Annotated in this window: 11 protein-coding genes; all 11 read right to left on the bottom strand. The window is 41.0% G+C overall.

What is annotated here, in order from left to right; genetic code table 11:
- Window positions 1–82: 82 nt before the first annotated feature.
- The 11 genes from V7K40_RS29175 to V7K40_RS29125 all read right to left on the bottom strand — a co-directional run bounded on the left by V7K40_RS29175 (window position 83) and on the right by V7K40_RS29125 (window position 15,858).
- Window positions 83–556, bottom strand: a complete 474-nt coding sequence (locus tag V7K40_RS29175; RefSeq protein WP_334965973.1) for a helix-turn-helix domain-containing protein — start codon at window positions 554–556, stop codon at window positions 83–85.
- Window positions 557–908: 352 nt separating this feature from the next.
- A complete protein-coding gene (locus V7K40_RS29170) occupies window positions 909–2,558 on the bottom strand; it encodes a GMC family oxidoreductase (protein ID WP_334965971.1) in 1,650 nt (549 codons plus the stop codon).
- A gap of 121 nt (window positions 2,559–2,679) precedes the next feature.
- The gene (locus V7K40_RS29165; RefSeq protein ID WP_334965969.1) at window positions 2,680–3,801 is read right to left on the bottom strand and encodes a glycosyltransferase; all 1,122 of its coding nucleotides are present in this window, start codon (window positions 3,799–3,801) and stop codon (window positions 2,680–2,682) included.
- Between the two features lie 181 nt (window positions 3,802–3,982).
- Window positions 3,983–5,449 (bottom strand): O-antigen ligase domain-containing protein, encoded by a 1,467-nt coding sequence (locus tag V7K40_RS29160; protein ID WP_334965967.1) that lies wholly within the window; start codon window positions 5,447–5,449, stop codon window positions 3,983–3,985.
- Window positions 5,450–5,622: 173 nt separating this feature from the next.
- On the bottom strand, window positions 5,623–6,552 hold the full coding sequence (locus V7K40_RS29155) for a glycosyltransferase family 2 protein (protein WP_334965965.1): 930 nt from the start codon (window positions 6,550–6,552) through the stop codon (window positions 5,623–5,625).
- Window positions 6,470–7,693 carry a glycosyltransferase family 4 protein gene (locus V7K40_RS29150; RefSeq protein WP_334965963.1) on the bottom strand — a complete coding sequence of 408 codons (1,224 nt, stop codon included), beginning with the start codon at window positions 7,691–7,693 and terminating at the stop codon, window positions 6,470–6,472. Before V7K40_RS29150 ends, V7K40_RS29155 begins: the two co-directional genes overlap by 83 nt.
- 140 nt (window positions 7,694–7,833) lie before the next feature.
- Entirely contained in the window at window positions 7,834–8,829 is a 996-nt protein-coding gene (locus V7K40_RS29145) for a glycosyltransferase family 2 protein (protein WP_334966002.1), read from the bottom strand.
- Window positions 8,830–8,897: 68 nt separating this feature from the next.
- Window positions 8,898–10,058 carry a glycosyltransferase family 4 protein gene (locus tag V7K40_RS29140; RefSeq protein ID WP_334965962.1) on the bottom strand — a complete coding sequence of 387 codons (1,161 nt, stop codon included), beginning with the start codon at window positions 10,056–10,058 and terminating at the stop codon, window positions 8,898–8,900.
- A gap of 204 nt (window positions 10,059–10,262) precedes the next feature.
- Window positions 10,263–12,113 carry a heterocyst formation ABC transporter subunit HepA gene (gene hepA / locus V7K40_RS29135; RefSeq protein WP_334965960.1) on the bottom strand — a complete coding sequence of 617 codons (1,851 nt, stop codon included), beginning with the start codon at window positions 12,111–12,113 and terminating at the stop codon, window positions 10,263–10,265.
- Window positions 12,114–12,266: 153 nt separating this feature from the next.
- On the bottom strand, window positions 12,267–12,986 hold the full coding sequence (hepC, locus tag V7K40_RS29130; RefSeq protein ID WP_334965957.1) for a heterocyst development glycosyltransferase HepC: 720 nt from the start codon (window positions 12,984–12,986) through the stop codon (window positions 12,267–12,269).
- Window positions 12,987–13,629: 643 nt separating this feature from the next.
- Window positions 13,630–15,858 (bottom strand): polysaccharide biosynthesis tyrosine autokinase, encoded by a 2,229-nt coding sequence (locus tag V7K40_RS29125; protein ID WP_334965955.1) that lies wholly within the window; start codon window positions 15,856–15,858, stop codon window positions 13,630–13,632.
- Between the last annotated feature and the right edge of the window lie 3 nt (window positions 15,859–15,861).

Here is a 15,861-nt window from a genome sequence, read left to right as displayed (position 1 = left end):
TTATTAGATGTACTTTTATTTCTAGAGTTTCCTTTAGCAGAGCATCTGGCTAATCATGCGAAACTGTTATGTATCACAATTCTTATTCGTACCCCATATCTAGTTCTTGAGCTTGAGCAGTAAGCTCATCAAGAGCTTGCATTCGTAAAGTATCAATTTGATTTTTGTAATTGAGTAGATCCTGATAACGCACGCGTCGTCGTGTTCCTACTTTACGGTATGGCATCTCTCCAGATTCCAATAACCCTACCAAATAAGGACGAGAAACATTTAAAATATCAGCTGCTTCTTGTGTCGTGAGTTCTGCGTGTACGGGTATAAGAGTAACAGCATTACCTTTAGCCATTTGTCTCAGTATGTCAACAAGCAGATGAAAAGCCGCTGCTGGTATAGTAACCGTTTCACTTATAGCGTTATCTTCCACAACTTTGATAGTACGGTATGCATCATTATCCCGTACATAGGATGCCAAAGTTTGACTACTTTTTTTAGCTACCGTAGCATCTTCTTCTGTAGGTACACCAGTCCTACTAAATTGGTATGTACTGAGTGTCATAGATATCAGCCTCTCTTTGTCTAATATCGAATTGCACTCCACTTATCCATACGAAAATATGGATTGCAATTATCATTCATCTCATAATAGCTCTTATTCAAAATGAACGCAATGTACGAAATGAACGAAAAAAACTTTTACAGTAAATATCTCACCAAAAGTCCTTCAACCCCAGTTGAAGGACTTTTGGTGAAAGAAAAATCAATTTTTATCTTCTAATCCAGCAATAGACCAGTAAAAAGTCACTTTTCGCTGGCTGGAGGCAGTAGCAACAGGCTTGGCATCGGTGCAGGTAGGTGATGTGCCCTCAGGCGATCGCTACGTTTAAAAGTGATTTTACGCAAAGTTGTACTTAGTGACACAATTGTGCTTTCACATGGTCTGCCAATCGAATTGCCAAGGCAACAATGGTGAGCGTAGGATTAGCATAGCCTCCTGTAGGGAAAACAGAGCTACCTGCCAAGAATAAATTAGAGATGCCGTGAACTTGACAATTTGCATCTACTACTCCTTGTGTTGGGTCATGATGCATACGCGTTGTTCCCATATTGTGATGGGTACTCAGCGAAGCAACCGGACGATCTCCATCTAATTCAATCTGCAACTCACCCAGACCTGCACTAGCAAACTCTTCTGCAAATACTAGCTGCGATCGCTTCACACTGCAAATATCTATTTCGCTCCAATGATTAGTTAATTTTGCTTGAGGACAACCAAGCTTATCTAGTTGAGTACTAAGTGTCACCCGATTATCTGGATTTGGGGTTTGTTCAGTTTGGCTGAGAACTTCAAACTTTGTATATTTCTGTTCATTACCTTCATGGTCAGACCATCCACCGTGACTCAAATCAGGGAACAAATATTCTTTTTTGACATTATACTTATACCAATCAGCGACAAGATCATCAAGGTTTGTAATCACATTTTGCAAATGTTGAAGAACATTCTTAGGTAACTGCTTGTGCCGAACTGAAGAGAACAAAATTCTCGCAGAAGCCTTTGCGGCCGATCTAAACCTTTCATCTCTGGGATATAACAACGCGGTCATATTTAGTAATTTTTCGCGGCGCATAACTTCTTGCGTCAGGGCAAATTTTCCCATCACCGTGACATTATTCACCCGGCGTAAGTCATACAAAGCCATCGAATTGAAGATTTTGCGATTTTGCGGAACAAGCATACCACAACGGATGAAAGGATGATCCATAAAGAATCTACCGACTAAATCATGCTGATTGCCTAATCCATTTTTTTTAACTCGGTTTGATAGCAACAATAAACGTGCGTTTTCAATACCACCAGTGGCTAAAATAAATACTTTTGCAGCCACCCAAAATTTATTACCAGATAAACAAGCTACTTGCACACGTTTCACTGTTTGGGCTGTTTCATCTGCCTCAATTTCTACCACGTTGGCGTTGAGGAATGTGCTGATATTAGGAGATTGATTGATTTGGTGGCGATATTCATTGGTAAAAATATCACGGGGGCCAAACTGAAACATACTGGTAGTAACTCGGTCACTTGTGAAATGTGTCCGAGGAGATTGAGCATTTTCCCAAGCCTCAGCTTCATAAGCAAAAGAACCGAGTTTACAGACTGCTTGAGCACGCTCATAAAATGGATTCAGGTGAGATTTACTAAAAGGCCAGCCACTGTATGGCACCCAATCTCGTTTTTCAAAATCTATTTCGTCTAACGGCACATGTCTCAGACCAAGTTGATTTTTATTAATTTCAATATTCCAGACATTAGCTAGTCCACCAAATTGACGATGACGCATATCTTGCAGTGGTGGAAAAGGATCTCCAACAGTTTCACCCTGACCAAGAAATGCAGTCTCTTGATTAAATTCCAGATCACCGCTTTCTAGTAAGCAAACGCGAAAGTCTTGCCCAATTAATTCTCGTGCGAGTGTAATTCCGGCTGGGCCAGCACCAACGATACAAACTTCAGTATCAATAACTTCATCTATTGGCAATTTTTGGCTATCAATCAACATTAATTTAATTCCTTTTAATCTGATTTATTATTCTTAACCACAGATGCACATATATGATGTAAATCTGTGGTTTCATTTTCATAAAATTGACTTTTGCAATAAGTTGACCGTTTCATTCAGCCTATGAAACACTCGGTATCGCAGAACGAATTGCACTAATAAAGTTTTGGGCATAATTCTGCGTTGAGAAATCGAGGGCGCGTTGCCTGGCAGCTACTCCGGCACTCTGGGCAAATTCTTGCTCGTCAAGATAGCGGAGAATTGCGATCGCTAATTTATCCGCATCGCCGTAAGGTGTTAATAGTCCATTCATCCCATCGGTAATAATCTCTGTTGGCCCGCCTGCATTGCCAGCAATCACAGGTTTACCCAGCGCCATCGCCTCAATAATCACAATCCCAAATGGCTCCTTATCCGATGCATGAACGAATACATCCATTGCCTGCACCCACTCCGGGATATTACGCTGTAGCCCAGCCATAATTACTTGCTCTTTCAAGCCCAAGGCGGCAATTTCCGCTTTTAAGAAGTCCTCATAATCTGGTTCTAAATCGTGCTTACCGCCAATTACTACACAATGGGCATCAGGATACTTCTGTAAAATTCTTGGCATTGCTTGCACCAATACGTGCATTCCTTTCCATCGTTGCAATCGGCCAACAATTCCAATCAACGGCCCGTTTAAAGGTAAGCCCAGCTTCCGCCGTGCTTCTTCAGGAGAAGGCAAAGCATCAGGCTCGAATCGGTCTAGTGCGACACCAGGATAAACCAAGGGTGTTGGTCTGTGGGGCCAAATTTCTGCCTGTGCTTGCTTGCCATCTTGGGAGAGGGTGATAATTGCCTGGGCTGGGATTAAAGTAGCGATTCGCACCAACCAAGTCTTGTCACTAGGCACTTCTAGTTGATACCACACAGCAGGCAACCCCGCCAGTATTGCTGCCAAACCTCCAGATATATGCGTAATCCACATCCAATTGACAATTATATCAGCACGTTCGCGGCGGGCGATCGTAGCTATCCGCAAAACAGCGCCAATAAAACGGTGGATTTGGCGTAAACGTCCACTTTCTACAACTCGCGTATCAATACCGAGGGACTTTACTTCTTCTACCATTGGGCCATCTTGTAAAAATATTACTAGCCACTCGACACCGGCATTACGTCCCTGTTGCACTAAATCCCAAAGCATCATTTCACCACCGCCTCTTTGCTCGGCTAGTGGCATTACAATAATTGCTTTCATAATCTATAGCAGTCCTAAATCATTTGTAAAAATAAATTAACCGCAGAGGCAAGGCAGTGCGTTGGGCGGGTTCCCCGACTTGAAGCAACTGCCGCGCAGAGAACGCAGAGAGAGGAATCGGAGATTTTCACGACTCATTTAGGATTGCTATATATCAGTCCTATTTAAGTTGTAAAATTTATCAAATCCTCGACTTATTAGAGAAGTTGGGGATATTCGAGAGCATCTGAGGATTGCTATAGTACTTATGTCCTGCCATAGCCATAGCTAAAAATCCCCAAAGAATCATCCCTGCCACACTCAACATGCCGCTACCGATAACTAGCTGTGTAGCAGAACTAATACCAATGGCGCGGGCAGCACTGATAAAACTATCGAAACGACCTTCACCATAGCTGCTGACACTAATAATTAACAAGATTAATCCACCCATATAAAAGATGGCTCCAAACCAACCAAGGGTGAAAAACATATCTAAAATGCCACTATCAATCACCACTACTTCAATTTGACCGGTTTTTTCGTTAACCTTCCAGATATTTCCTAATCCGTTACCTAGACCATTAGAAAGAGCTAGACCAAGGTTTTTGTCATAAGTTCCCGATCTATCTTTAAAGCTGCCATCTTCTTGAAGATTAGAAAAAGTTTCCAAACGGGCTGCGACAACCCCAGAAATTGGCTCGATAGTTGTCAATGGCACAACACAAATTGCCATCACTAAAATTATGGTGACTAAGCGCATTTGAATCCGCGCCTTGACTGAACCCATAATCATAATTACTCCAAATAACCAGCCTCCCCAATTAGTACGAGCTTGTGTCAATAAAAAGGATAAATAACCAACAGCTGAAGCCGGAAAAATTAAATTTCCCGAACTTGTAAATAACAACAGTAAACCAGCTTGCATGACTGAACCAAAGGGACCGACTGAGTGCAATGTACTCCAGACACGCATCCCAAAAGGTACAGGATTTCCAGCACTCATGAATAGTTTTGATTCGATCAGCCAGTACCTGTCCCACTCCGGAGCTACCACAAACTGATATACGCCATAAGTTCCTAAAATCAACACACACCAGAGGAATGTTCGCTGAATGTTCTGGCGATAGCTGGGATAATCTCGCCAGTTAATAAATAAGTGAAAAGCAAAGATGATCGGACTGAGCCAATCCATCAATCCGCGTGCTACAGGGATAGGTGGATTGTAAATCAGACCGACTAGAAAGCCATAGAACACTCCGATAAAAGCTAAAACAAACGGCAAGCCCCCTTGACCAGAGGCGCGGGGAAAATGACGGAAGAATGTTGCTATAGTTATAAAAACCACTAAGTAGGGTGCTATGAGCATTTGCCGAGTAGAGTCCCAGCCCACCCGATAGTCAACTAAGCGGGTAGCTAAGGGCGTGAGAAACCAGATCCACCAGGTAAAGCTGATGTAGAGAATGGGATGCCGCAAGTATAAAAACACAGCTACTACTAAAGCTGTCACCGGATAAATTAGGCGCAATGCAGCAGTAGCACCAGCAAAATAGCAAACTACAGTCAGTAATACAAAACCTGCGATCGCCATCCAACCCTGTAGTGATCGTTCTTCGGGAGAATAGTTTTCTTGTAAAAAACTATTGAAAAGTATCTGCTTAGAATTCATTCAATTTTAGATGTAAACATAAATAAATTTGGCAGATCAACTCGTTCCCTGGCTCCAGCCTGGGAATGCAGTCACTGGAGGCTTTGCCTCTTGTACTGGCTCTCTGGAAGCAGCACTAATTACCAGGTAGAAGCTGGCAACTAGAGCTAAGAAGAAATAGAATTCATTTTGAATTACGAATTATGAATTACAAATTGTTTATATCCTTGCCAACGCCCACGCCAGGATGCAAGCAATTTTTTACCCGCCAACTGCCCTTGGCTGGGTAAAAATCTCAGCCATTGGACGAAACCTAAACTATCGCACGTACCCACGAATACTGCCCAAAACAAAAATACAATCCGGCGGATAAATGGCAGATGCTCTAGTAAAACTAAGGTTTCATTATGGACTAAATTAATAAAGGCAATTTCATTAAAGTTGTTTCGCTGATCTTCATCAAAACGTTGTGCTGGATAGTGATCTACAGCAACGTTAGGATCATAAATTATCTTCCAACCAGCCCGCTTTAATGCCAGAGTGAATGCCATTTCAAAGTGTACTTGCGCTCCTGTACCGCGCATCCGCTCGTCAAAGCGCAATTGTCCGATTGCCTCTTTACGAAAACTCATGTTTACGCCCTTGAGAACATCGACTTCACGGGGTTCTCCCACTCCCAGATGATGGTTGCCAATCACTCGCCCAAACCACTGCAACTGTCCTACTACTAAGCGGGATTCGTTTTCTAGTTTGCTGCCGTGGTGTATCCAATCACGCCCTCCTAGACCGCCGAGGCGACTATCACAGGTAAAGTAAGTGGCGATGCGCTCTAACCAATCTGGATGGGGTGCAGCATCATCATCAGTAATGGAAACAATATCGCCCTCCACTACTGCTAGTCCGGCGTTGAGGGCTGCTACTACCCCCGATTGTGTCACTTTCACAGTATGCAGTGGCAAGTTGTCCGCTTTGTATTGGGCAAGGAATTGCCAAGTTTCTACATCCGTATCGCGGACAACCACTATCACCTGATCAACGGGTTTAATTTGCTCCTGTAGCGCCAAAAGGCAGCGTGAGAGGTCTTGTGGACGGCGATAAGTCGGTATGAGAACGGTGTTCCGCATTCTTGCTTAACTCCTCGAATAGATCCACATAAGTTTGTGCCATAGTAGTCCAGCTATGTTGTTCTGCCACAGAGCGAGCAGCTTTGCCCATCTGCTGTATAAGGGCGCGATTGCTCACCAAGGACATCAACGCCACAGCCAAAGCATCAATATCATCTGAATCGGATAAGACGATGCCGCATTCTGGTGTTACTAACTCTCCGCCCCCGGTGGCTGTGGCAGTAATTACTGGCAGTCCTGAAGAAAGTGCTTCTAACAATACGAGGCTGCAAGCTTCATATCGGGAAGGAAAAACAAATAAATCTACTGCTCGCATAATTTCAGGGATATCACGGCGATATCCCGCAAAATGCACGCGTTCATTTAACCCCAAAGAGGCTGCTAACTGTGGGAAAGGGCTACCTTCGGTGTGTCCCACCACCGCCAGATGTAAATCGGGAACTTTTACCAAGGCGTGCAGTATTGTATCTAAGTTCTTTCTGGGTGTGCGGATATCTCCAGCGAACAGTGCTAGGACGACATTCTCCGGTAAACCTAACTTTTGGCGATGCCTACAACGGGCTACGCCTACGCTTTGGCCTGGGGCAAATTCTTCTAAGTCAACGCCATTGACAATTACGCGAATCCGAGAACGGGGCACACCAATGTTGACTAATTCCTGAGCTACCTTTTGTGATACAGCTACAACAACCTGCGCTTTTTGGAAAGCCTGTTTTTCCCAACGAGCATTAAAAGCCGTAAACAGCCATTGGTAAAAACCATATAAATCTCGGCGATTGCGGGAAATATGAACAGGCGATCGCAACCATGAACTGTGGACAAAATGTACAGCATTTACATCAGCCGCAGCCATATTAATTGCTCCATTGACTTTAACTAAATCAATGCTAGAGCGATTTTTACGTAACCAATCTGTACTTTTTTGGGCAAATATGAAATTACGCACAAATTCGGTGGGATAACCTTTGACTGGAATTTTAATCCAATTAACTTGGCTATTATCTTCTAATTCTGGTGCAACTTCACTAGCCAATAATGTCAGGTGATATCCACGACGAATTGCTTCATTAGCAACCTCATAGTTTACCCGCCCCTGACCATCACCTTTTTTTATTTTATGAGTAACAATACAAAGTTTCATACACTACCTTCCTGAGTAAGATAAACTCACGCAAAAGTGTAAATAAAGAGTTTAAAATAATCTTATTTTGATTCTCTCCGTGTCCTCTGCGTCTCTGTGGTTCGTTAAAAAATAAACTCCAAAATTTAGATACGATTGCTCTAGTATTTCGAGATTTTCATTAACTTACTTGCTAAAAATGGTGGAGTAAAACTAAGAGTAAGTGCTGCGATAGTTCGAGCATTAAATTTTTGTTTTTTCAATACCTGCCAAAAATAGGGACGTGCTGCTGCTATCTGTTCACTTCGTAGCAGACCAATTCCCAAAGTTGTATTAGCTTCTAACCATTTCTGGTGAAAGTACGTCCTAAATTGCTGTAGACGAGTATCTTCCATAAAGACTTGATAACAAAATATTTCGCTTTTAGCTTTGCGGATTTTTGCCTGTACATCTCGACTACCACTGAGCATGGTATCAGTTTGCTCATGGGCACGATATCGCGTCAGCCTTTCTGGATAGTAGTAAGCCCCACAACCAGATACACAACAGAGGTAAGTTAAATATAAATCCCACATGCCGCCAACTTCTGGGGGAATACTATCCCAATCCACAAAATTATTGCGAATCACACAAGCTGCCGCAGTAGGTATACTTTTATCTATTAACCCAATTTTATAGAAAGGTTGATGAATCCCTTGTGTTAACTTATCTCGCTTGTAACCACGTGTGTTTTCTTCAGTTCCAACATGATTAATTTTGCCATTAGCATCTATAATATATTGGTCGCAAAAAGCGATAATTAACTCGGAATTTGCTTCTAGTATTGGTACAAGCTTTGCTAAAAAGTCTTCATTCCAGATGTCATCATCATGGAGACTAGCAATATATTTACCTCGCGCCATCTTGAAACCATGCTGCTGATTAGCTAGCATACCGACATTTTGCTGATGTCGCCAAAATCTGATGCGTGAGTCACCAAAAGATGCGGCAATAGCTTGAGGATTTTCTGGACTACAATTATCAGAAACAATAATTTCGATATTTTGATAAGTCTGTTTAATAGCACTAGCGATCGCTTGCTTTAGATATTCTGGTCGATTATAGGTGGGGATAATAATGCTGACTAAAGGTTGTTGGTCTTCTTGATGCAATAACATATTTTTTAGCTTCATATTTATCTTTCATAAATGAAAGATGCACACTTGAATTTTTGAATAAGCTAAGGTTATTTAGCTTGAGAGATGCTATATATTTTTTCCTCTTGAGAATCAAATTCAGCTATTGTTTTTGCATAAACTTTTCGCAGATTATTTACATGAGCATCTATTGTAAATTTCTTCATCAATAAAGCATGGCCTTGTTCGCCCATGTGTCGGCTTTTTTGATAATCTGTATATAACTTATGAATGGCATCAGCTAACTTTTTTATATTATTCCCTGGAACAAGAATACCAGTTTCTCCATCTCGTAAATGTTCTGGAATACCTCCAACTGCACTACCAATTACAGGTCGATAATTAGCATAGGCTTCCAGAGTTACAAGACCGGCAGGTTCAGGCCAGACACTAGGAAAGATGACTGCAAAACACTGTTGATAAAGTTTATTTATTTTGTCAGGATCGCACCAGCCATGCCAAGTAATCCGGTTACTTAATCTGAGTGTATTTGCTAACTTTTCTAACTGTGGTCGTTCCCATCCTTCACCTGCAATATCAAGTTTAATTTGTGGATCTGTATGTATTAAAGTTTTGAGCAACCATTCCAGACCTTTATCAGAAACAATCCGTCCCACAAACAAAATTCTATGATTTTGGTGGACTTCTAAACTTAGAGGTGCAGTTGCTGTTTTTGGTACGGATATACCACAGTGTAGCGTTACAGTCTGTTCAGGGGGTACACCGTTTTGAATCAACTCTTGTCGCACATATTCGCTATTAGCAATAAAAGTAATTTTTACCTTTTTTAATACATCTAAAAAATTCTGAGTATTTTGAAGTTCTTTAACAGTTCTTAAAGGTCTACGGCTACCACATTTATCTATTAGTTTACCCCAGGTACATCCTAAGTAAGAGAAATTACGATCGCAGACTGTGTGCTGTCCTGCTAAATACTTTGTGCCACTAGGACAGTAAAATGAGTGATTATGAACGCTGAAGATGGTAGGACATTCGCCTGTAAGCTGCAAGAGTAAATCTGGACTATGGATGTGCAACAATTTAAACTGGCTTTGGTCAACATTCTTCAGCGATTTTATCACGTGTTCGCTGATATTAGGTGGTCGATGTTCAAACAGAGAAGCTAAATAAGTTTCGACACCTCCGCCCCCACCTACCTCAAAATTTGAGCATTGATAAATCAGGTCTTTGTCAAATATTTTCTGGTACATATTTTCTGTTATTGTTCAGTATATAAAACTATTTATAATAGTTTTAAAAAATTATTTTTAGAGATAATGAGCATGATAATACTATTTTGTTTGCAATGTAATCTCACTAAATTACTGATATAGATACATAGGTAGGGGCTTACGGCTGTAGGGATATACAGCCGATTTATATGTTGCAGGTATTTTGGTAATTGGATATTATTTCTAATCTGATTGCCTTACTTCATACTGCATTTGATGATACTTCCAAAGCTTGCCTTTGAGTTCCAGCAATTCTTGATACTTACCTTGTTCTACTATCCGTCCCTGTTCTAAAACTACAACTTTATCTGCTTTAGAAATAGTAGAAAGACGGTGAGCGATCGCAATTACTGTTTTCCCAACAGATAGCTTTTCTAATGAATCTTGAATTAAGCGCTCAGATACAGAATCTAAGGCGCTAGTTGCTTCATCCAAAATCAAAATTTCTGGGTTTCGCAGTAAAGCACGCGCAATAGCAACTCGCTGCCTTTGTCCTCCAGATAATCTAACACCTCTATCTCCAAGCTGGGTATTAAAACCTTCGGGCATTTCCAAAATAAATTCTAGTGCATTCGCTAGTTTGGCAGCTTCTTGAATTTCATCATTAGTGGCTTCTGGAGTACCGTAAGAAATATTCTGCCAAACATTAGTATTGAAGATAAAAGTATCCTGACTTACAACAGCTATTTTCCGACGTAGAGAGTTAATTTCAAACTGCCGGACATCAATTTCATCAATGTAAAGATATCCATCTGTAGCATTATAAAATCGGGGAATTAAATCAGCAAGGGTTGTTTTACCAGCACCAGATGCTCCGACTAATGCTGTCATTTTTCCCTTTTCAAGAGTAAGGGTAATATTATGTAGCACTAAATTCTCATCATCGTAGCCAAAATCTACAGATACTAAATCTATTGACCTCTTTAACCCTTTAAACTCAATTTTGCCATTTTGAAAGTAATATTTATCATCACTTTTCAACATATTTTTAATGTTGTCTGCCGAGCCATGTAAAGTACTAAGATATGCTCTCGTACCATTAATATCTTGAACAAACGGGATAAAGCGAAATAGCACAAAGAAAAAGGTTAGCAAAGAAGCAACTTGTAAGGTTCCATTGGTAACAAGGCTAGTAAACGCCAAAATAATCATTCCGATCAATACGGTAGTCGCTACGCCTTCAGCAATTGGCTTAACAAGTGTCCACGTGAATACAACTTTAGTTGTACTACTTATTACCTTGTCACTAGCTTTGTAGTAACGCTGACGTTCAAATTCTTGAGTACCACAGGAGTGAACAGTACGAATGCCATTAATAAATTCTATGGCTGTTGATGTAAAATTAGCGTTAGCAGTTGTCATGCCAAAACTTGATTCTCTAACTCTAGCGTTCAGATTGGACAACCCTACACCTAAAAGTGTAAATAGTAATGCTGAAATCAGCGTCAGTTGCCATGATATCAAAAACATTGATATTAAGTAAACAAAGGTTGTTAGTCCTCTAGTTACTAAAAAGGCTGTACCGCTGAAACCCTGTCTGATTTTTTCAATTTCTGTGGTAATTGTGTTAATTAGTTCACCAGAACGAGTTTTGGCAAAGTAACTTAGTGACAAGGATTGTAACTGTTCAAAAATTTGCTTCCGTAAGCGATCGGCAAGATGTAGTTGAGATAATTCAGTGTAAACTTGGGAAAAGTAATTAAAGGTTGCACGTAACCAAGTACTCAATAAAATTAACAAAGATACGCGGTACAGACGATTAATTGCCGATGTCTTCGCTCCCAAAATCCAAATATCAAACCAGTGTATTCCTGTCTGGACAGGTTGAGCGTTGGGACTAGTTAAGCTTTGCAAAAAGGAAAGTAAAAACCCAATACTCACACCTTCAAAAGTTGCTGCCAGAACTGAGAATATTAGAGCTAGAATTGCAATTTTGCGAAAGTGTTTAAATTCTCGCAATATCAAATAGTTGTCCTGCCAAAAACTGCTAGCTTTGAGCAGACTACGAAGTTGTTGAAGAAGTTGGAAATGCATGAATTTTTCTAACAATAATTTGGTATGTAATACCGATTATCTGTGAGGTTGCATAGAACAAAAGGATTTTGCCCCAAGTCTTACTAAGCCTGATTTTGTGCAGTTTCACAAAGAATTCAGGAGTTAGGAGTCAGAATTCTGACTTCTGAATTCTCAAAGTGTTTGGCTATCCAGATGTAACAAGTGGGGCTGTGCTTCTACTTCCCATGAAGCCGTAACTTCTGGTAGTTTATTTAGCTGTACTGCATCTTCTAAAGTCCAACAACGAGATCCGATCAAACTCATCTCACCCCGTAGCACGTTAAATAACTGGGGCAGATTGTCCAGACTATATTTACCCATCCAACGCCCTAGCGGTGTGATGTTGTGTGTGCAAAACCTGATTGCTTGAAAGAGTTTACCCCGTTCTCCAACACGCCACTCACGGCAAAAAAGTGATCCTGGCGAGTAAACCTGCATTAACACAATCAATCCCAACATGACTGGACTTACTAATAGCAACAACACCAAAGCAGCAATCCAATCAATTAGTCGCTGCAATTGTCTCAAGGGTTGGTTAGGCACTTTATTGCCAGCGGCTATGCTTAGGAATATTGGTTTTTTAGCTTCTTCACATGCATCTGCCCAAAACTTGAGCAAAGCCTCACCCAGCTTTGGATCTATGCTTACCAAACTTACAGGAGAATGTTGTAAGCATTCTACTAGCGATCGCTTATTATCTAATGAAGGCAGATATGGTTGTTTAATTCGTCCAGGCGGTTTCACCAACAGCTTACCCCGCCGCCACTGGAGTGTGCAGTACCCACGATTCTCTTGGTGTTCCTGGGTTACATCACATAAATTCTCTAAAGTTGGAATTATTGAAGTTGTCATATGTCTTTGGGTTTATACAGGAGTAAATTGCTGAGGCGTTATCAAAGGCTATCAATGCCAAAGACCCAAATCCGAATCTTGTTGTAAGTCCAAAAAGTTGGAGATAATTGAGGGCAAAAATATGTTATTGCTATTTGCCACTCAGCCAAGCACATATCGTGCAGAATTCTGCTGGTGTAGAGGTTTACTAATCAACGTTACTATCAATATTCATGGGCAATCGATATTTTCCGGTAACTACTGACAGTAGAGAAATGTAGAGGGAAATTACCCATGAATCTATATCTACGTTTAATTGCAATGAGGTGTTGATTGGATTGAGATATTTAACAAAACCAGTCCACTCTTGTCTTCTAGCCTTTATGAAGGTGCTTTAATCTCTAGAATATAAGACTATATAGAAATAGCGATCGCTCAAATAAATTCTTTATTTACTCTTTAAAGAGCCAGTGATTTCTCTAAAAACTCATAAAGATAGTATAAATATACTGGAATTTTCCTGATCGCATCAAAATTAAATTTTGTTCATCAAAAAGTAGGGTAGCACAGTTGTGCCACCCTACCGTGTGTTGCATTTCAACTAATTAGATCCCTGACTTCTCTAAGAAGTCGGGGATCTGGGGATCTATCGTAGCCGTACTAGCTATTTTTCCACAGCTTGTCGCAGGGCTAATTGCTGTTGTTTGATATAGGGTACGTAATTACTACTAGAGTTTGATACCCCGTTAGCTACAACCCCAATCAGATTTAACTTACTTAACATGGCTGTGGCTTGAGTAAGCTGACTTCGCGTCACAATACCAATGCTTGCCACCATGACCACGCTACGACAAGATGATGCGGTGAGCATGGCATCCACTAAACCGAGAACTGGGGGAGCATCTATGAGTACCAAATCATAGTTTTCCTCAAATGCTGCCATTAATTGCATCATCCGAGGGGAACTTAACAGATTAGCTGGGTCAGCAGGTTTGGGGCCAGCGGTCAAAATATCGATGAAGGCGGAACCTGAGTATTGAAGACTAATCTGGTTGGGTAAAGTTGCATCACTAGCCAATAGAGTTGAAAGCCCCTGTTCATTGGGAAGATTTAGTTGTTGATGCAGGCTGGGATCACGTAAGTTGGCATCAATCAGTAACACCCTTTTGTGTAAACGGGCAGCACTCATTGCCAGACCCAAGGCCAAAGCTGATTTACCCTCATCGGCTAAAGCCGAGGTAATCATCAAAGATTTCAAGTTAGTAACAGTATTTAAAAGTTCAATGTTTTTGTAAATCAGATCCAGCGATTCCCAACGCGGTGGAGATTGCAATACCTGAATTGTCCAGGGGGCGAGAACTTCTGGCTTACCAAAAGGTAACTTGATCATTGATTCTCTGGGTTTGGCTGGCGGTAACTTGGGAGTTGTTCCCAACAACGGCATGGCCATTTGCTTTTCTAACTCAGCAGTGGTGTGAACTGCATCATCAGCCGATTCCCGAATAAAGGCAGCAATACCTCCTAACATAAACCCAACGACAGCACCTAACAGCAAGTTCTGCTGGAGATTGGGGCCTAATTGTGCGCCTTTTTGAGGATCTTCTACCACTTCCCAATTAAATCCACCCTTGGAAAGTTCTTGGCGCAATTGCTGTTCTGCTCTTAAAAGCTGCTCTAACCTTTCACGACTAAATTGTAACTGGGGTAGCATCCGATTGTAATAAGCCAACAGAGGCGGGAAGCGTTTGATTTCCAAACGCAGCTCATTTTCTTTCTGGGCCAAAGTTTGATCGCGAGCAGTTAAAGCAACTAGATTTGTCTGCGTTTCCACTAATTGACCAGCAAGGCTGAGATCAATTTCACCGAGCTGTCCTTTTTCAAGGAGAGAGTCTCCAGAACTGATGGCACCAGCAGATTTTGGGCCTAAAGTCCTTCCTACCTCTTGTTGCAATAATTCCTTCTGACCCTGAAGCTGTTCTTTGAACTTTTGCACACTCGGAGTCTCATCTGTAAAGCGTAAGCGTTCTTGTGCTAGTGCCAGTTCTGTTTTTTGGATTTCGTTGAGTAAGCCTTGGTAGCGAGTAGACTGACTCAGACGAGAAGCAACTAGAGCATTTTGGGGAGAACGGTTAAGTTGTTCTTCCAAAGATTTTTGGCGTGCCAAAGCTTCCCCATACTGAGAACGAGTTGTCTGTCGCTCTTGGGCAATATTGTTCAAAGCCGTCTCAATAGCTTTGGCCTGTGACTCTGGATCAATTAAGTTCTGATTTCTCCGAAATCTTTGTAAATTTGTCTCAGCCGCGTTTACTTCTTCACTGGCTTTACTTAACTGTTCCCTGATAATTTGCAGACCTTTTTGTAAACGTGAATTCTGTTGTTCTTTGTTATATTCCACATAAACTTGTCGAATTGCACCTAGAACTTTTTGTGTTTTTTCTGGATCTCCAGCAGTGTATTCAACTTGAAAGATTTTAGTAGCGACATTATCTTCTTTACTCCTTATTTGAGTTAAGACCAAAGAAGCTTTAATTTCAGTTGAAGTTATATCTGGATAATTAGACTGAAGTTTATCAACTGCTTTTTGGATGAGTCCTGAACTCTGCATCAAGTTAAGCTGAGTTGCAGTATCTATCACAACATTAGAGTCGGTAAACTGGTTGTCTAACCCTGCTCCTTCTGTCTTACCTTGATAGTTAGGTTCAACTAGCAGTTGCATCGAACTTTTATAAGTTGGTTTTGTCTTAAAAGTTACCAGACCTGCAATAGCAATACAACTAATTAATACTGCTAAGAACCAAGGAAATCTTCGCACAAATACGGCAAACATTTGTCCGTAACTTGGTTCACTTTCAGGAGCTGAAGTTATATGAGGATTTAGACTAGTTTGAACCACTTT

It is taken from the genome of Nostoc sp., from assembly GCF_036917195.1.
Lineage (GTDB): Bacteria > Cyanobacteriota > Cyanobacteriia > Cyanobacteriales > Nostocaceae > Nostoc.
This window is presented reverse-complemented; position numbering and strand designations above follow the sequence as displayed.

What these genes read in the sequence shown, in the direction of transcription:
- V7K40_RS29140 (WP_334965962.1), bottom strand. Translation starts at nt 10,058, where the DNA reads ATGTACCAGAAAATATTTGACAAAGACCTGATTTATCAATGCTCAAAT.
- V7K40_RS29160 (WP_334965967.1), bottom strand. Translation starts at nt 5,449, where the DNA reads ATGAATTCTAAGCAGATACTTTTCAATAGTTTTTTACAAGAAAACTAT.
- V7K40_RS29145 (WP_334966002.1), bottom strand. Translation starts at nt 8,829, where the DNA reads ATGTTATTGCATCAAGAAGACCAACAACCTTTAGTCAGCATTATTATC.
- hepA (WP_334965960.1), bottom strand. Translation starts at nt 12,113, where the DNA reads ATGCATTTCCAACTTCTTCAACAACTTCGTAGTCTGCTCAAAGCTAGC.
- V7K40_RS29155 (WP_334965965.1), bottom strand. Translation starts at nt 6,552, where the DNA reads ATGCGGAACACCGTTCTCATACCGACTTATCGCCGTCCACAAGACCTC.
- hepC (WP_334965957.1), bottom strand. Translation starts at nt 12,986, where the DNA reads ATGACAACTTCAATAATTCCAACTTTAGAGAATTTATGTGATGTAACC.
- V7K40_RS29150 (WP_334965963.1), bottom strand. Translation starts at nt 7,693, where the DNA reads ATGAAACTTTGTATTGTTACTCATAAAATAAAAAAAGGTGATGGTCAG.
- V7K40_RS29165 (WP_334965969.1), bottom strand. Translation starts at nt 3,801, where the DNA reads ATGAAAGCAATTATTGTAATGCCACTAGCCGAGCAAAGAGGCGGTGGT.
- V7K40_RS29170 (WP_334965971.1), bottom strand. Translation starts at nt 2,558, where the DNA reads ATGTTGATTGATAGCCAAAAATTGCCAATAGATGAAGTTATTGATACT.
- V7K40_RS29175 (WP_334965973.1), bottom strand. Translation starts at nt 556, where the DNA reads ATGACACTCAGTACATACCAATTTAGTAGGACTGGTGTACCTACAGAA.